Origin of the sequence: Nakamurella sp. A5-74, from assembly GCF_040438885.1 — a bacterium.
Classification (GTDB): Bacteria; Actinomycetota; Actinomycetes; order Mycobacteriales; family Nakamurellaceae; genus Nakamurella.
In genome coordinates, this window is record NZ_CP159218.1 from 4,516,239 (window position 1) to 4,533,302 (window position 17,064).

Here is a 17,064-nt window from a genome sequence, read left to right on the forward strand (position 1 = left end):
ACCGCTCCGTGACCGATCGATCGGATCGGCGGACCATGGTCGCCGGCGAGCGGGCCGTGCTGGTCGAGCTGCCCGACCTCGAGGCCGCGCTGGGTCTGCTGCGACGCCTCGCCGCCCTGCAGAGGAGTCCCGACGCCATCGCCGGTGTCGGCGAGGTGGTCCCCGCCGCGCGCACGGTGCTGGTGCATTTCGACCCCGCACTTCTCAGCCGGGCGATGCTCGTCGAGCTGCTGGACGCGGTGAGCGCCGCACCGCTCGGTGACGAGGATGCGGGGCAGGATCAGACGCTGCTGGAGATCCCCGTCGTCTACGACGGCGAGGATCTGTCCGAGGTCGCCGGCCTGCTCCGGATCAGCCCGACCGAGCTGGTGCGGCGCCACACCGGCGCCGAATACACGATGGCGTTCGTCGGGTTCGCACCCGGCTTCGGATACCTCGTCGGTGGTGATCCGCTGCTGGACGTCCCCCGCCGCGCCTCGCCGCGGGTGCGGATCCCTGCCGGGTCGGTCGGTCTGGCCGGCCGCTTCAGCGGGGTCTACCCGCGCGAGAGTCCGGGCGGGTGGCAGTTGATCGGCACCACGACGCTGTCGATGTGGGACGTGGATCGCGAACCACCCGCCGCGCTGCGACCCGGCGACCGGGTGCGTTTCGTCGTGGCCAGAGGGCGGGTCGAGGTCACCCCGACTGCGGCCGGACAGCGTCCAGCAGCACCCACGCATGGACCGGCGTTGATCGTCGAACGACCTGGCGCCCGCACGCTGTTGCAGGACGGAGGCCGCGATGACGTTGCAGCGCTGGGGGTTTCAGGCAGTGGCGCACTGGACCTGCCGGCGATGCGGCTGGCGAACCGACTCGTCGGCAATCCTGGCGACACGGCGGTGCTGGAGATCCTGTTCGGCCGCTTCCGGGCCGTCGCCCGCGGGTCGGTGGTGGTCGCAGCCACCGGGGCGCCGGTTCCGATCATCGTGGCCCGCGCGGACGATCGAGGGACGACCGAGATCAGCGACTGCCGGCCGATCGCGCTGCAGGACGGGGACCTGCTCACCCTCGGTGGGCCGTTCTCGGGCGCCCGGACGATGCTCGCGGTGCGCGGCGGCTTCGACGTCGCTCCCGTGCTGGGGAGCCTGTCGAGGGACACCCTGGCAGGGCTGGGCCCGGCACCGATCGCGCGGGGCGACGTGCTCGCCGTTCGGAGTGCCGCCGCCGCGAGGTCAGGGTCGGCGCCCGAACCCGTTGGCTGGCAGGAGTTTCCCCGTGACCAGATCACGGTTCCCATCGACCTGGGGCCGCGGGACGACTGGTTCGATGACGCGTCGATCGCGCGACTGCTCGGCGCCCCGTGGACGGTGACCACCAGCGCCGACCGGGTCGGGATCCGGCTGGCCGGAGCGCACCCGCTGGCCCGGATCGACGCAGCGGAGTTGCCGAGCGAATGCGTCGTCACCGGTTCGATCCAGGTGCCGCCGGACGGGCAGCCGATCCTCTTCCTCGCCGACCACCCGCTGACCGGCGGATATCCGGTGATCGGCGTCGTCCGGCGCGCCGCGCTGGCGGCGCTGGCCCAGGTGACTCCGGGGATGACGATCCGATTCGCCCTCGCCGGGCCCCACCCACCGCTGCCTGACGCGCCGGCTACAGCACGGCCCTGAGCCGAGCGGCCCAGTCATGCAGGTCCTGCTCGGAACGGTACTTCCGCCGCGGCCAGAAGAAGCCGCGCAGACCATCGCCCCGGATCCGCGGGACGACGTGCACATGCAGGTGCGGAACGCTCTGGCTGACGACGTTGTTCATCGCCACGAAGCTGCCTTGCGCTCCGAGCGCTGTGGTCACCGCGACCGAAACCCGCTGCGCCGCCAGCATGACGTCGGTCAGCAGGGATGCTGGTAGGTCGCCGAGGGTGACGTGATGCTCGCGCGGGACGACGAGCACGTGCCCTTCGAAGAGCGGTCGCACATCGAGGAAGGCGGCAACGGTCGGCTCGTCGAGCACCATGGCCGCGGGTGCCGCAGGCACCCCGGGAGCCGGCGCCACGATGGCGCAGAACACACAGCCGCCGGTCGACGCAGCGCTGTCCATCCGGATGACTGTAGAGCGTGGGCTGCGGAGCGATCAGATCGCGTAGCGGTAGATGATCAGCCCGTAGGCGCTGTACCAGATGCCGGCCATGGCGAACACGGTGATGCCGGTCCAGCGCACCGCTGTGCTCTGCCGGTCCAGCCACACCGCCACCGGCAGCAGCAGCAGGAACGCCGGCACCATCAGCCGCACCTTCGAGTTCATGATCCCGTCCGAGCCGATGTTGCTCACCATCACCAGTGCTGTGTAGGCGATCAGCAGCAGCGGTCGGCGCTGTCTCACGAGCAGCCCCAGCAGGATGATCGACGCTCCGATCACCACCACGACCACGAGGTCGAGCACGGCCGGCGCGGTGTCCAGTGCCTTGGTGACGAAGCGCAGCGTCCCGGCACCGAAGTCGAACTTCGTCCCCCACCCGTTGGCCTGGGTGTCGAAGAAGGCGGTCGGACTGCCGGCCCGGAGTCCCACCCACCCGAGGTAGCCGATCGTGCCCAGTGGCGCCACCAGTGCGGCGATGAGCTGCCGGACCGTTGCCCGTCTCCTGACGAGGGCGATGACCGCCACCAGCAGGAGTGCACCGCTCAGCGCGAACCCCGTCGGCCGGACCAGACCGGCGACGAGCGCCAGCGCACCGCACCACAGCCACCTGTTCTCCAGGGCGCAGGCCAGCGACCAGACCGCGAGGGCGCAGAAGAACGATTCCGTGTACGTCATCGCCAGCACGATGGACAGCGGCGCGACGCAGACGAGCCCCACCCACAGCATCGCGGTGCGCCGATCGACGCCCGGCAACCGGCCGGCGAGTCGGACGAGGCCGTAGGCGAACGCGACACCGGAGACGGTGGAGGCGCAGAATCCAGCAGTCTCCAGGGACACGCCGGTCAGGTCCGAGGTCCAGCGGACCAGAGCGGGATACCCGGGGAAGAACGCCGGGGAGTTGCGGATGTCCGGTCCCACCGCGAAGGTGTATCCGTTCCGGGCGATCTCGAGGAAGTGCAATCCGTCCCAACTGTTCAGCAATTCGGCGAAGCCCTGCTCGTGACGCGTTCCGACAAAAGCCACCAGTCGCATCGTCAGCGCTTGTCCGGCGAGATAGATGACGGCCGGAAGAAGTGCACGCATCACGCACCGAAGGCGTGCCAACCAGGTGCCAGGTATCGGCCGGCGGACATTCCGACGGATCCCGTCCGGCGCCGGCGCCGCCACGGCGGGAATGACGCCGGAATGTCGGCGGACGAACGGGTCGAGGGCGGTCACATCGTTGAGACGGGAACGTCGGCGGCGGTCGATGTCCGCGTCGGCAGTGACCCGCGTCACACCGTTGCGGATCTTCTCGACGGTCCGCCTGCTGCGCGACGCGCACCTGCTCCTCCACCGCGCCCGTGGGATGATCCGCAGTGGCGTCCCGATCGGAGGTGCGGATCCGGGCAACCGAACAGCATCCCGCTCACGTCTCTTTCGAGGAGGGCATCCAGTGACACCGGAGGAGGAGGTGGAGTTCTCGCAGTTCGTCCTCGCCCGACGCGGCCGTATCCGGCGTACCGCCTACCTCCTCTCCGGGGATTGGGACCGTGCGGACGACCTCACCCAGATCGCCTTCGTCAAAGTGCACGGTGCGTGGGAGAAGATTGCCGACCCATCGGCGCGTTCGGCATATCTGCGCACTTGTCTCATACGCGCGAACATCGATGAATCACGGCGGCCATGGCGACGGGAAAAGCCGACGGAGGAATTGCCGGACAGTGTCGACCGGTTCGACCTTGCCGAAGCCGCTGTCAACCGCGAGGAAATGCGGGACGCCCTACGCCAGGTCCCCACCGGACAACGCACCACCCTGGTGCTCCGATTCTACGAAGGCCTCAGCGTGCGTGAAGTGGCTCAATTGATGACCTGTTCCGAGGGAACCGTGAAATCACAGACGGTCAAAGGTCTGTCGGCGCTCAGACGAGCGCTCGCCGCCGTTTCGAACCACGATGAGATCGGTGGTGCGTCATGACCGATGATCCCAGGAGACCGCCCGGTGACGGCGAGGACCGCGACCCCGTTCCGCAGGCCCACCCCGCGGATGACGTGACCCCTTCGGAAGCGCAGCAACTCGAGGCGCTGTTCGGCGACGTGGTCGCGGAGGAGCCGCCCACGACCGTCACCCCGTTGACGGTCCTCAGCGCGACGCAGCGCAGCGCGCGGTCGTCAGGGCGGTCCGCCGGTCAGTCCGCCGGCCGAACGGCGCGACGTCTGCGCATCGGCATCCTCGCCGCAGCCCTGGTTGCGGTGGCCGGCACCGGGACGGTGTTGTTGATCCGGGCGGACCCCGGGGACACCGCCGCAATGACCCGAACCTCCGCTGCAGCCACCACCGCCGCCGCATCCTCCGGGGTGGCCGGATCGTCCGCCGCGCCGGGCTCGTCCGTCGCTGCCACGACCACCGCAGCAGGGTCGATGTCGGAGTCCGGCTCGATGGCACCCTCGCCGGCCTCCTCGGATGCCTCGACCAGTGCATCGATCGGGGCATCGTCCGCGGCTTCGTCGTCGGCTGCCGGATCGGGGTCGAGCACGGCAGGACCGGTCCCTGACCGGTGCGCCCTGACCGCCGCCGCGGACCTGCCGCGGGTGCGTGCGACCGTGCTCGGAACCGTGCTCCAGGATGCGCGGATCAGCCTGTGCCGGGATCCGACGTCGCTCCCCTCGAGCACCGGGAGCCTGCTGGTGAACATCCGCACCTCGAGAAACGCGAGTTGCGCGAGCGCGAGCCCGGTATGTCGACCGGTGGCCGGCCAGTCGGATGCCTACACCTCATCCTCAGCGGAGGGCTTCTGGATCTGGGTGTACGGCCGCGGTTATGAGGTCGCCGTGTTCCGCGACACCCGCCCCTCCGGCGGCGAGATCGACGCCACCGTCGCCACTGCGCGTCCGCTGTTGATCGCCGTGTCCTGACCTGCCCGCCCCAAGTTCCGGGACGGCCTCCTCGGGCCTGCACGGAGGCGAGCATCGTGCGCGAGACGCACCGCCGGGTCACCGGAACGGATGGTTCCCGTCCACTCGTCGACGACCGGCGGGCCTCGGATCCACAGATGTCGAAGACCTCACTCTTCGGTCCGTGCGTCTCCGATCGCCCGTTCGGCCGCAGATCACGAGAGCCGGTATCGCTCCGATACCAAATCGTTACGCCGCCAGGCTTACCCGGTCTGACCTGCGGAAATGTGTTGTTACGGTGACGCCATGGGACGACACCGCAGCGAGCAGCCGAATCAGCGCTCGGCCACCCGCACCGCCCGCTACGGCCCGGCGGTGGCCATGGCCGGCGCCGTGACCGTCCTGGTCGTCGGCGCTTCGCTGGCCGGTGGGACTGCCCCGCAGCGCTCCCTGGGCACCGAGCGGTATGCAGGGCCGCCGGTCGTCTCCGATCCACCGACCTCCGACACCGAGCAGACGGCAGTCGAACTACCGGTCACTGTGACGGTCACGGGATCCGTATCCGCCTGGCCACGGCGGGCCGACCGGAACCGGAGCCCGCTGCCCTGGGTACCGCCGCGCGACGAGCTGCCCGTGGATCCACCGGGCGACGAGCCGATTGCTTCCTCCTCCTCGAGCACGCCGACCACCCAGAGCACCACAGCCACCGAGAGCACCACGGCGCCGACCAGCAGCACCCAGTCCTCGACCACCGCGCCGAGCCCGACGGTGTCCACTCCCGAACCGACCACCCCGGAACCCTCGACCACCGCGCCCAGCCCGACCGAGACCACTCCCGAGCCCACCACTCCCGAGCCCACCACTCCCGAGCCGACGACCAGCGAGCCCAGCGCGACCGCTCCGTCCACCACCGAATCGACGACGGCACCCTCCACCACCGAGCCCTCCACCACCGAACCCACCACTCCCGAGCCGACGACCAGCGAGCCCAGCGCTACCGCTCCGTCCACCACCGAATCGACGCAGGCGCCCTCCACCACCGAGCCCTCCACCACCGAGCCCTCCACCACCGAGCCCCGCCCGGTCCCCACGACCAGCGAGCCGAGCCCCACAGCCATCCCGACGACGGGCACGACGGCGAAGCCGACGACCTCGAGCACCACCCCGACGACCTCCAGCACCAACCCGAAGCCGACCACCACGACCACCACCCCAAAGCCGACCACCACGACCACCACGACCACCACGACCACCACGACCACCACGACCACCACGACCACCACCCCGAAGCCGACCACCACGACCACCACGACCACCACCCCGAAGCCGACCACCACCCCGGCACCCGGCCGCACGGTGAAGGTCGGCAACCTGGTGGTGACCGCGCCGGGAAGCGTCATCGACAACATGGAGATCCGCGGTCGGCTGATCATCCAGGCCGCCGACGTCACTGTGAACAATTCGCTGATCACCGGACCGGAGGACCCGGCCTCCGCGGGCCGCGGCGGGATCGTGCAGAACACCGGCGGCTTCGCGAACCTGGTGATCAAGAACAGCGTCGTCAAAGAGGCGCGGCAGTCGGTGAACAACACCGAATGCGTCGTCGGCTCCAACTTCACCCTCGATTCCAGCACCGTCGAGGGCTGCATCGACAACGTGCAGATCCGCGGGTCGAATGTCACCCTTCGCAACAACACGCTGAAGAACACGGTCAAGTACGCCAGTGACTCGGCCCAGGGCGGCGGTCCCTCGCACAGCGACAACGTCCAGGTGCTGCGGGGCGACAACATCCTCATCGAAGGCAACACCATCACCGGCTCGCAGAACTTCGCGGTGCTCGGCTCCTCCGAGCAGGGTTCGATGATGAACCTGCGGGTCCGCAACAACTACGTCGACGGCGGCAGCTGGACGATGAAGTTCTCCAACAAGACCCTGACCGGCAGCATCAACCCGCAGAGCGTCGTGCTGGCGGGCAACCGCTTCGGTGGTCACTCCGCCCAGGGGGTCGACCTGATCGTCGCCCGCGGCGTCAACTTCAGTGATCAGGGCGGCAACGTCCGCGCGGACACCGGCGCGGCGGTACAGATCAGCTGGGTGCCCTCGGGCGGCTGATCCGGCACGGACGGTCGAGCTGCGTGAACCTCAGGGGTCGAGCGACGCAGGAGCCGGGACCCCCTCGCGTGCAACAGGATCTCGACTCACTTCGCTCGCTCGATCACGGTCAACTCCGGTGCTCGAGCGAGGGACGAGTCGAAACCGCCTCGCGTGCAACAGGATCTCGACCCACTTCGCTCGATTGATCACCGTCAGCTCCGGTGGTCGATCGACAATAATGCCTGCGCCCCAGCCGATCCCGATGGCCAGCAGCACCCCGACCACCGTGAGCGCGGTGTCCTGACCACCCCGGCGCGTGTTGTTCGTCATCGTCTCGTCCCCCGCCCGTGCGCAGTGACAACCGGAGTGGTTGTCCGAGCCTGGACCACAGCGGAGAGCCGCCTGCACCGCCGCGTCGGCGGTGCTACATCCCCGCCGCGATGTCGTGGAAGCGGGAGTAGTGCAACTGGTGTGCGACCGGGATGGTGCGGGTCTCACCGTTGCGGTGCTTGACCACCATCAGATCGGCCTCGCCGGGGCGGTCCTCGGAGTCGTAGGCATCCGGCCGGTGCACCAGGATCACGACGTCCGCGTCCTGCTCGAGGGATCCGGACTCACGCAGGTCCGACAACATCGGCCGCTTGTCGGTGCGCTGTTCGGCGCCACGATTCAGCTGCGAGAGCGCGACCACCGGGAGCTCCAACTCCTTGGCGAGCAGCTTCATCTGCCGGGAGAACTCCGAGACCTCCTGCTGACGGGACTCGACCTTCTTGCCCGACGTCATCAGCTGCAGGTAGTCGACCACGATCAGCTTCAGGTCGTGGCGCTGCTTGAGCCGCCGCGCCTTGGCGCGGATCTCCATGATCGTCATGTTGGGTGAATCGTCGAAGAACAGTGGGGCATCAGTGATCTCGCCCATCCGGCGGACGATCTTCTGCCAGTCGCGGTCGGTCATCGTGCCGCTGCGCATCTGACTGAGCTTGATCTCACCCTCGGCCGAAAGCAACCGCATCGCCAGGTCGGTCTTGCTCATTTCCAGCGAGAACACGACGGTGGCCATCTTGTGCTTGATGGCGGCGTGCCTGGCCATGTCCATCGCCGCGGTCGACTTCCCCATGCCGGGGCGGCCGGCGATGATCACCATCTGGCCCGGGTGCAGGCCGTTGGTCAGCGCGTCCAGATCGGCGTAGCCGGTGGGGATCCCGGAACCCCGACCACCGGAGCTGGCGATCGCATCGATCTCGTCGAGCGTCGGCTGCAGGATCTCGTCGAGGATGACGTAGTCCTCGCTGGTGCGTCGCTCGGTGACGTCGTACAGCTCGGCCTGGGCGCGGTCGACGATCTCGTCGACGGCACCTCCGCCCATCTCGCCGTCGGCGCCGCCGTACCCGAGCTGGACGATGGTGGTGCCGGCCTCCACGAGCCGCCGCAGGATGGCTTTCTCCGCGACGATATGGGCGTAGAAACCGGCGTTCGCGGCCGTCGGCACCATCGAGGTCAGGTGGTGCAGATAGGTGGCACCGCCGGTGCGGGAGAGCTTCCCGGTGCGGTCGAGCTCTCCGGTGACGGTGATCGGATCGGCCGGCTCGCCCTTCGCGTAGAGATCCAGCACGGCATCGAAGATCAGCGAGTGGGCCGGCTTGTAGAAGTCGCCGCTGCGCAGGGTCTCCACCACGTCGGCGATCGCATCCTTGCTGAGCAACATCCCCCCGAGGACGGACTGCTCGGCCGCAAGATCCTGCGGCGGCTGACGTTCGAAGCGGGACTGCGGCGCCGGCTGCTCCGTGAACCGATCGTCGGAGCGCGCGAGTCCTGCTGCCATCGAAGCACTGTCCCCTTCTGGTGCTCCCGTGGGAGCCGATTGCCGCGACGTCCGTCCGACGCGTTCCTGCACGCCACTCGCACGTGCCGCCGCTCGCTGATCGACCGTCATGGGGAATGTCTACGAGACACCTCCGACAGTCTTCCGTCATCGGTCGTCGTGGAGAACGTAGGGCGAGCGGACAGCCGCGCCAAGCCGGGGTGTGCACGGGCTGTTGACGCGGTGTTGACCGGATGTGCACAGCCCGGCATCGTCGCAGGACACGACGCCGGACGATTGTGGACAACCTGGGGAAATCTCTCGGACGTTCTGCTGTCCATGCAGGTCAACGCGGTGGACGGCGGTCAAGCCCTGGGGACAACTTGTTCGCCGGATGTGCTCGGCGCGGCGGCGTCGGGCGTGTCCTGCTGGACCAGGAACACGCCCGCCGTGGTGACCACACATCCCTGCCACCGAGCACGCCCACCTCATCGGACGATCCTGCGGCAAGCGTCGTCGACGCCCGGAGGCGGCTCATGCCCGCTCCGCGCTCACCCCCGCTGCGCGAGCCAACCGGCGAAGTCGAGCACATTGGGATCCACGGTCCTGGTGCGGGCCAACTGGCGCTCGCGGGCTGGACTGACCAGCCAGACAGCAGCGCGCCGCCACCCGCTCCCCCCGGACTCGTCGACACGGTGCTTGACCTGCTAGAACGCGAACCAGGAGCCCGACCGGTCACGGCAGGTGTGCCTACGACGCCGAATCACATGGATGCTCCCGGCTCCGGCAGGTCAGCCGGGGCCGGGAGACCGTCGGGCGCATTACCTGGTGAGGAATTCACTGTGGCGTAGGGGACGGTTCACGATGCGGGTGTCACCGACGCTGCCGTGGAAGACAACGTCGAGGGCCCCGGCGTACTCGTGGGCGCCGAACAGCCAGGGCAGCCCCAACGAGGTGAGGCCGACCGACATTCGATCGGGGTTGTCGGCGACCGCGGCGCCGTCAACGTACAACTTCGTGAGGCGACCGTCGTTGACCACCGCCAGGTGCCACCACCTGAGCTCGACCATGCCCTGACCCCAGTTGGTCGTCGGGTAGGTGTTGTTCAGCGGGTAGTGGTTGAACTGCGCCTCGCGGCCGTTGTTGGTGATGTTCAGTTGAGCCAGCGGCTCGTTCGGGTCGGTGTTCTTGCCGTGCTTGCCGGCTGCCCCGGCCGAACCTCGGCGGCTCAAGATCGATGCATTGCCGTTATTGCCGGCGTCCCAGTCCAGCGGCAGCATCACGAACGTCTCAATTGTGTATCCGCTGGTGAAGGTTTCGCGGTTCAGTGGGGCCTTCGACCCGGTGGTCAGATACGAGCCGTGAACCGGATTGCGGCCACCGACGAACTTCAGGCTGGCGTGCCCGGGCTGGTCGGGGTGGTGCTCGGTGGATGTGGTCAGCGCACCGTCGGCGGTGCCCGGCACGCTCACCACCGTCAGATCGTTTCCCTTGCCCGACAGGTCCGGGACCATCTGGCCGGCGCGGAGCGAGGTTCCGGAGGCGCCGAGCCCGTCGAAGCGCCAATACGCCTGGGTGCCCGGCACCAGCTCCTGGCCGGCCGGCCGGGCGGGCCGGACCGGAACCGGGAGGAAGCTGGAGAACCGCTGCTCGAAGTCGATCGGGATGGAGAAATTGTCGACCGGGCCGGTGATCCGGGCGAGCTCGGCTTGCAGCTCGTTGCGCGTCTGGGGTGCCTGGGCCAGGATCCACGGGTTGATCGTCTCGACGTCGATGGTCTTGCGGATCAGGTCGAAGTGGTACAGCCGGATCATGGCGCCGCCGCCGAAGTAGCGGTTCTGGTAGTTGGTGATGTGCATGTACACGTCATTGCCGGCGGCGTTCTTCTTGGTCATCCGCCCCGGCGGCCAGTAGTGGCCATTGATGGTCAGGAAGATCTGGTCGTTACCAGTGACCAGTTTGTCCCAGACCGTCTGACCGTAACCGGAAAGAACCGCGTCGTTGTCCGGGTCGCCGGAGGGGTAGGGAAAGACGTTGTCGTCGTAGACAGAACCGACGATGTCGTGCGCGGTGAGGACCACCGGCATCTTCGGGTGCGCCTTGATCACCTTGTTGGCCCACGCGAAGCCCTGATCGGTGGTCCGCCAGTCCATCGCCAGCAGCAACCAAGAACGGCCGGCTGCCTGGAAGATGTGCGCGGTGTTGTATCCGGTCGCGTCGGACCCGGCGAACGTCTTCGACTTCTTGAACCGCTGAGGTCCCATGGTCTGCAGGTAGGGCGTGTCACCGCGGCTGTCGTCGCCCCTCACGTCGTGGTTGCCGGCCAGCACACTGTAGGCGGCGCCGTGCGAGTCCATCAGCGCGAACGCCTTGTCGACCTGGGCGAACGAGATCGGGTCAGCGTCCTGCGTCAGGTCGCCGAGGTGGGCCATGAACACGATGTTGTTGTTGGCGTCCCGGCTGTTGTTGATGATGTACCGGAAGGACTCCTCCTGCGGCGTGCGGCTGATGCTGTCCTGGCTGCCCCAGTACAGAAACTGGGTGTCCGGCATGACCGCGAGGGTGAATTGCAGCGCCTGCGGATCCGGATTCCAGGTGCCGACCTTACCGCTGGATTGCACGCCCGCCGCGGACGCCGTCGATTCGCCGAGCACGGGCCCACCGATGCCTACAAGCGCCGCGCCGGCACCGGCCAGCGCCGTACTGCGCAGGAAACCTCGGCGGCTCTGACCACTTCGCTCGTATGAGGCGGTGTCATCGTGATTGGACATAAGAACCTTCCCATTCATTTCTTGAGTCAATTTCCCTTGAACGGCAAGGACGCTAGCCCGGACCGTTCACGGGTTGCCTGTCTGATCGGCGTGTGAAAGCGCGAAAGTGCCTGTCCAGCAAGGGATGGCAGTGTCAACCCGTGGAAGCAACGTTGGCTAGGAGTAGGCGTTCGAAGGCTTCTCGTGGGGTGAGGTATCCGAGGACGGCTCGGGGTCGTTCGTTGAGTTCAGCGGCGATGGCGTCGAGGTAGGGCTGGTGGCTGGTGATGTGATCGCCCTTGGGTAGGTAGTCGCGGATCAGGCCGTTGGTGTTCTCGTTGGTGGGTCGTTCCCATGGACTGTGGGGGTGTGCGAAGTAGATCGGCAGGTCCGCGGCGATGGTCACCGACGCGTGGCGGGCCATCTCGGTGCCCTGGTCCCAGGTCAAGCCCTGCCGCATGAAGTTCGGCAGGCCCTGCAGGTGATCGATCAAAGCGTCGGCCAGGCCATCAGCTTTTTTCCCCTGCGGCAGGCCGAGGATCAGGGTGTATCGGGTGGTGCGTTCGACAAGCGTTGCAGCGGCCGACTTCCCGCCCTTACCGACGATCAGGTCACCCTCCCACCAACCGGGTACCTTACGGTCGGCGACGTGTTCGGGACGGTCGTCGATGGACACCATTCCGACGATTCGATCCCAGCTGCGTTCCCCGACCGGGCGGCGCCGCTGCCGGGCAGATCGTTTGCTGCGCAACATGATCCCCTGCCGGGCCAACTCACCCTTGGGCAGCGCATAGATCCACCGGTAGATCGCTTCGTGCGACACCAGCCGGCCCTGCGCGTCCGGGGAAGAACCCATGAGCCCCACCGTTGCGTCGCCGGCCTCCAGATGCAACCGGCCGGCGATCTGCCGCGGCGTCCGGGAGTGCCGCAGATCAGCCCTCACCCGTGCCGCCAGGACAGGATCCGCATCGATCTTGCGCTGCTGTGGCCGGGAACGTGCAAGCCGTGCGGTCGAGTCCGCGGACACAGGGCCGTAGCCGGCCGGGCCGACCCGATGCCGGCGGATGTCCCTGCTGATCACAGACACCGACCGGTCCAGCTCAGCAGCGATCGCCGTCAACGTGAGCTTCGCCTTCAACCCAGCTGCGATCACCACCCGATCCTCGATCGTCACCATCCGCCGTGCCATCCGCGCCCGCCCCCGCCAGTCACCACCCCCTGACCAGGGACGTTGCTACGACGCTATGACACTGCCGATACTTGGACTTATCTAGGGTCCATATCGTCTCGCTGGAAGGCACTCCGCAGGTGAAGCGTACTTCGTGGTCGACTGGTCTGTCTGTTTCTGCTGGCAGTGTCGGCGTCGTCGGGCACGCGGGTGGTGTCGCGGTCCGGTTGCTGGCCGACCGGGTGGGACTGACCTCCGAGTTGTCGAAAGCCCAGATCAGACGTGGTTTCACCCCACGCCATGACCGCGGCCGGGTCCTCATCGATGTCGCGGTGATGATCGCCGGCGGCGGGGAGGCGATCGCCGACATCGACGTGCTGCGCCACCAGAGCGGCGTGCTCGGTGCGGTCGCATCGCCGGCAACGGTGTGGCGATGCCTGGATGAGCTGACCGCCTCCCGGCTCAAGAAGGTGCAGGCGGCGCGTGCCCGGACCCGCCGCGCTGTGTGGACCCAGCTCGCTGCCAGGCCGGGCGGGATCCCGGTCAGCAAGGTGGCCGGGACCGACCTCGGTTCGGTGATCGTGCTGGATGTCGATGCCACGATCGTCATCGCGCACAGCGAGAAGGACCAGGCCACACCCACGTTCAAGAAGACGTTCGGGTTCCATCCGATCGGCGTCTGGTGCGACAACACCGGCGAGTTCCTGGCCGCGACCCTCCGCCCTGGCAAAGCCGGGTCGAACACCGCCGCCGACCACATCCAGGTGTTGGGCGAAGCGATCCAGCAGATCCCCGCCGCGCACCGCAAAGCTCTGCTGGTCCGCTCCGACGGTGCCGGCGCCTCCCACAAACTGGTCGCGTGGCTGGACCAGCAGGATCAGATCCGGGGTCGCCGGGTCGAGTACAGCGTCGGATTCCCCGTCACCGAACACGTCCGGACCGCGATCACACAGGTCCCCAGATCGGTGTGGACCGAGGCCTCCGACGCCGACGGCGAGGTCCGGGTCGGTGGTGATGTCGCCGACCTGACCGGGCTGATCGACCCGGCCGTGTTGGCCAAGTGGCCGGCGGGGATGCGGGTCATCGTGCGCCGCGAACGACCCCACCCCGGTGCCCAACTGTCCCTGTTCGAGGAACGTGACGGGTGGCGCTACCAGGCGTTCGCGACGAACACCCAGGCCGGGCAACTCGCATTCCTGGAAGCCCGGCAGCGCGCGCACGCCCGCGTCGAAGACCGGATCCGGCACGCCAAAGACTCGGGACTGCGCCGCTTCCCGTCCCGCGAGTTCCCGATCAACCAAGCCTGGCTGGCCGCGGTCCAGATCGCCGCCGACCTGATCGCCTGGACCCGACTGCTGGGCTGCACCGGCACCGCAACCTCGCTGGCCGGGTGTGAGCCGAAAGCGCTCCGCTACCGGTTCCTGCACGTCCCCGCCCGACTGGCTCACACCGGCCGCCGCCGACACTTGCGGATCCCTGACACCTGGCCCTGGGCCGCGGCGATCGTCGCAGTGTTCGCGAACATCGGCGCCATTCCGATCACCACCTGACAACCCCGACCACCTGCAACAGCACCACCGGAGACCCGACCACCGGCACCGCCAGCCGGACCACAGTCATACCCGAACCTGAACATCAAGCCGCGCAACACCTTTCACAACCCATCAGCAGAGCTATGAAAGACCGGGGCTAGTACTACAGCCGTAGTTGGGGTTGGAGGTCTTCTGACCTGCGGTGATAGTGGCATTCGCGGGCGGTGGCTTGGTGTTTTCGGCGCCAGGTGGACCAGTGGATGATGTGTTCGCGGGTGGCGACGGCGCCGGCGACAAGGGCGTCGAAGAGCCTGCGGAGCTCGTTGATGGTCAGGGGGATGAGGCCGGCTGGTGTGGGGTGTCGGTGTTTCTCGGCGGCGGTAGTGACGGCCAGGAATGCCATCGCCAGCATCGCCAGAGTGGACCAGCGGTGCCAGGAACACCAGCGGCGGACTTGGTGTTCATCCAGTCCTGCCTGGCCTTTCGCGGTCTGGAAAGACTCTTCGATCTTCCACCGCTGGCCGGCGACCCGGACCAGGGCGGCCAGCGGGACGGGCCGCGGGCTGTAGCAGCGGTAGTAGGCCATCTCGCCGGTGGAGATGTTGCGGCGCAGCAACAGCCAGTGACGGCCCGGCTCGTCCGGACGGATCCGGATCAGTGCCCACGAGTAGTACCGCGGCCCCTTGGTACCGGCACCTGCGGACAACGTCTGCCACGACTTGGCTGGCAGGGTGTCGGCCAGCAGATCGGCCCGGACCGGTACGTCCGGGCTGGGTGTCCGGTGGTCACACGAGACGGCCAGCACGTAGCCGACGCGCCGGTCGACCAGCGCCGAGCGGAGTTTGGAGTCATTGCCGTACACCTCGTCACCGGCCACGAATCGGGCTGGGACGCCGGCATCCAATGCCGCACCGATCATCTTGGCCGCGAGCGCCGTTTTGGTGGCGAACTCGACCCCGGCCGGCACCCCGGCGTCAGCGAGGCGGACCGGGTCATCGGTCCAGGACCTGGGCAGATACAGCGCCCGGTCGATCAACGCGTGTCCCCTCGGCGCCGCGTACGTCAGATACACCGCGACCTGCGCGTTCTCGATCCGGCCGGCGGTGCCGGTGTACTGGCGTTGCGTGCCGACGGTGTGCTCGCCCTTTTTCACATCACCAGTCTCATCGACCACCAGGATCCCGGCTGGATCACCGAACGCATCCACCACGTAGTCCCGCAGATCATCACGAACCGAGTCGGCATCCCACTTCGCCCGAGACAGCAAGTGCTGCAACCCATCCGGGCTCACCTCGCCCCGATGCTCAGCGATGGTCCAACAGTTCTTCCGATCCAACCCGGACAGCAAACCCAACATCAACGCGCTGGCATGCCGAGCTGGTTCGTAACGCGCAAAGCGGGGCCGGATCCGGTCCAACAGCGCGCCGAACCCATCCCACCAGCGGTCAGGATCTATCCTGTGGGCTGCGGCCAGCGCAGCGATTCTTGTTGTCTTCACAACCACCAATGATCATGCGCTGGCCGCTCTGACCTGCGACAACACGCCCAAGACCACCATCTACGGCTGTAGTACTAGGCAACGACGGCCTCAGCCCTGCAGACGCGAGATGGACCTCGAGGAACATCGAAACCACAAGCCCACCAACAAGGACGGCACACGGACTACCCGGCTGGGCCGCCCGCGTCGACTTGCGCGCTCACGCTCGACCTGCCTCGAGGAGTTGAGGAGCGCCGCCCGGTCGAGGGCGATCGACGCGTGGGCGAAGAACGCGGTGATCAGGGCCCGGTTGAGATGGTGGCAATGACTCGGTGAACATGAACCGCAGGTAACCACGGTGCTTGTCCGACCAGCCGTGCGCAGACCGTGGCTGCGGGCGACCTCGAACACGGTCGGTGTTGACCGGCAGGTGCTGCGACGGATAGACGGGAAGACACGTCGCCGAGACGACCGGCAATCCGACCGGGTCCAGCAGTGACTGCGGGGTGGGCGTCCCGTGTCGTAGTGCCACCGCAGCGAGAGGTCAAGGCACCATTTTCCATCAGGCCGAGGGCGATTGCCGTAATCCTGCGATGAGCAGGCCGACCATGCGGTGGGCGTCGTAGCCCGTCGTTCCCCCGACCTCGACCCCGATGCACAGGTTGCCGGCTGCGTGCATGAGGGTGAGGGCATCGACATCTTGCCGGATCTGGCCGGCCTCGATCGCGGCTTCGAGCAGCGAGGCGCATGCCGGGACGAGTCGGTCCAGAAAATACGCGTGCAGGGTCTGGAACCCGGAGTCGTCGGACCGGAGCGCGCCGGCAAGTCCGTGTTTGGTGACCAGGAAGTTCACGAACTGGTCCATCCACTTCGCCAGCGCCTCACGGGCGGTTTCGACGCCGGCCAGGTAGCGCGGGGCGGCATCTGCGAGCGCCTCCACCTGGTGGCGGTAGACAGCGACGATGAGGTCGGCCCGGGTCGGGAAGTGGCGGTAGATGGTGCCGATACCCATCTCAGCTTTCGCGGCGATCATCCGGACCGGTGCGTCGACTCCGTGGGTGATGAAGACCGCGGCGGCGGCGTCGAGCAGCACCTGTTGATTGCGGCGGGCGTCCGCGCGCTTGCGTACCGACGACGGCGTCGCTCCTTGTTCCACTTGCGACACGTCGGATCCTCTCGTCTCCTTGCATAAACGGAACACCGCTCCATATAGTAACCGGAGCAACGTTCCACTCAGATCATCACATGAGGAG

The 17,064-nt window shown here is 67.6% G+C and carries 13 protein-coding genes; 5 read left to right on the top strand and 8 right to left on the bottom strand.

Annotated features, from left to right (window positions below; translation table 11 throughout):
• The first annotated feature begins 8 nt into the window (after positions 1-8).
• Positions 9-1,649 carry a 5-oxoprolinase subunit PxpB gene (gene pxpB / locus ABLG96_RS20785; protein ID WP_353649207.1) on the top strand — a complete coding sequence of 547 codons (1,641 nt, stop codon included), beginning with the start codon at positions 9-11 and terminating at the stop codon, positions 1,647-1,649.
• Here the strand turns inward: pxpB and ABLG96_RS20790 are convergent.
• Both ABLG96_RS20790 and ABLG96_RS20795 read right to left on the bottom strand, forming a co-directional pair.
• Positions 1,633-2,076, bottom strand: a complete 444-nt coding sequence (locus tag ABLG96_RS20790) for an HIT family protein (RefSeq protein ID WP_353649208.1) — start codon at positions 2,074-2,076, stop codon at positions 1,633-1,635. The genes pxpB and ABLG96_RS20790 overlap by 17 nt on opposite strands.
• Positions 2,077-2,109: 33 nt before the next feature.
• The gene (locus tag ABLG96_RS20795; RefSeq protein WP_353649209.1) at positions 2,110-3,393 is read right to left on the bottom strand and encodes a mannosyltransferase family protein; all 1,284 of its coding nucleotides are present in this window, start codon (positions 3,391-3,393) and stop codon (positions 2,110-2,112) included.
• 157 nt (positions 3,394-3,550) lie between these two features.
• Between ABLG96_RS20795 and ABLG96_RS20800 the strand changes: the two genes are divergently transcribed.
• Positions 3,551-4,072 carry a SigE family RNA polymerase sigma factor gene (locus tag ABLG96_RS20800; protein ID WP_353649210.1) on the top strand — a complete coding sequence of 174 codons (522 nt, stop codon included), beginning with the start codon at positions 3,551-3,553 and terminating at the stop codon, positions 4,070-4,072.
• Positions 4,069-5,010: a hypothetical protein gene (locus ABLG96_RS20805; RefSeq protein WP_353649211.1), complete on the top strand. Its 942-nt coding sequence runs from the start codon at positions 4,069-4,071 to the stop codon at positions 5,008-5,010. Before ABLG96_RS20800 ends, ABLG96_RS20805 begins: the two co-directional genes overlap by 4 nt.
• Positions 5,011-5,351: 341 nt before the next feature.
• Here the strand turns inward: ABLG96_RS20805 and ABLG96_RS20810 are convergent, their stop codons facing one another.
• Complete coding sequence (locus tag ABLG96_RS20810) at positions 5,352-6,389, bottom strand: hypothetical protein (protein ID WP_353649212.1); 1,038 nt, start codon at positions 6,387-6,389, stop codon at positions 5,352-5,354.
• On the opposite strand from ABLG96_RS20810, the gene ABLG96_RS20815 reads away from it, so the two are divergent.
• Positions 6,367-7,101 (top strand): hypothetical protein, encoded by a 735-nt coding sequence (locus ABLG96_RS20815; RefSeq protein WP_353649213.1) that lies wholly within the window; start codon positions 6,367-6,369, stop codon positions 7,099-7,101. The two genes, ABLG96_RS20810 and ABLG96_RS20815, sit on opposite strands and share 23 nt — an antisense overlap.
• A 406-nt stretch (positions 7,102-7,507) precedes the next feature.
• On the opposite strand, the gene dnaB is transcribed toward ABLG96_RS20815, so the two are convergent.
• From dnaB to ABLG96_RS20830, 3 genes are all read right to left on the bottom strand, one after another.
• Positions 7,508-8,905 carry a replicative DNA helicase gene (gene dnaB / locus ABLG96_RS20820; protein ID WP_353649214.1) on the bottom strand — a complete coding sequence of 466 codons (1,398 nt, stop codon included), beginning with the start codon at positions 8,903-8,905 and terminating at the stop codon, positions 7,508-7,510.
• An 800-nt stretch (positions 8,906-9,705) separates the two neighbouring features.
• Entirely contained in the window at positions 9,706-11,655 is a 1,950-nt protein-coding gene (locus ABLG96_RS20825; protein ID WP_353649215.1) for a LamG-like jellyroll fold domain-containing protein, read from the bottom strand.
• Between the two features lie 133 nt (positions 11,656-11,788).
• Positions 11,789-12,811, bottom strand: coding sequence for an IS30 family transposase (locus ABLG96_RS20830; RefSeq protein WP_353649216.1), 1,023 nt, complete (start codon positions 12,809-12,811; stop codon positions 11,789-11,791).
• Positions 12,812-12,924: 113 nt separating this feature from the next.
• Between ABLG96_RS20830 and ABLG96_RS20835 the strand changes: the two genes are divergently transcribed.
• Positions 12,925-14,352: an IS1380 family transposase gene (locus ABLG96_RS20835; RefSeq protein WP_353651611.1), complete on the top strand. Its 1,428-nt coding sequence runs from the start codon at positions 12,925-12,927 to the stop codon at positions 14,350-14,352.
• A 145-nt stretch (positions 14,353-14,497) separates the two neighbouring features.
• Here ABLG96_RS20835 and ABLG96_RS20840 read toward each other — a convergent pair whose 3' ends face one another.
• A complete protein-coding gene (locus tag ABLG96_RS20840) occupies positions 14,498-15,691 on the bottom strand; it encodes an IS701 family transposase (protein WP_353651345.1) in 1,194 nt (397 codons plus the stop codon).
• A gap of 682 nt (positions 15,692-16,373) precedes the next feature.
• Positions 16,374-16,976, bottom strand: a complete 603-nt coding sequence (locus ABLG96_RS20845) for a TetR/AcrR family transcriptional regulator (protein ID WP_353649217.1) — start codon at positions 16,974-16,976, stop codon at positions 16,374-16,376.
• Between the last annotated feature and the right edge of the window lie 88 nt (positions 16,977-17,064).

Excerpts from the sequence above, each read along its gene's own strand:
- ABLG96_RS20810 (WP_353649212.1), bottom strand. The coding sequence starts at position 6,389 with ATGACGCTTCCCGGCGCGGTCACCACCAGGTTGCCGACCTTCACCGTG.
- ABLG96_RS20805 (WP_353649211.1), top strand. The coding sequence starts at position 4,069 with ATGACCGATGATCCCAGGAGACCGCCCGGTGACGGCGAGGACCGCGAC.
- ABLG96_RS20825 (WP_353649215.1), bottom strand. The coding sequence starts at position 11,655 with ATGTCCAATCACGATGACACCGCCTCATACGAGCGAAGTGGTCAGAGC.
- ABLG96_RS20830 (WP_353649216.1), bottom strand. The coding sequence starts at position 12,811 with ATGGTGACGATCGAGGATCGGGTGGTGATCGCAGCTGGGTTGAAGGCG.
- dnaB (WP_353649214.1), bottom strand. The coding sequence starts at position 8,905 with ATGGCAGCAGGACTCGCGCGCTCCGACGATCGGTTCACGGAGCAGCCG.
- ABLG96_RS20790 (WP_353649208.1), bottom strand. The coding sequence starts at position 2,076 with ATGGACAGCGCTGCGTCGACCGGCGGCTGTGTGTTCTGCGCCATCGTG.
- ABLG96_RS20840 (WP_353651345.1), bottom strand. The coding sequence starts at position 15,691 with ATGTTGGGTTTGCTGTCCGGGTTGGATCGGAAGAACTGTTGGACCATC.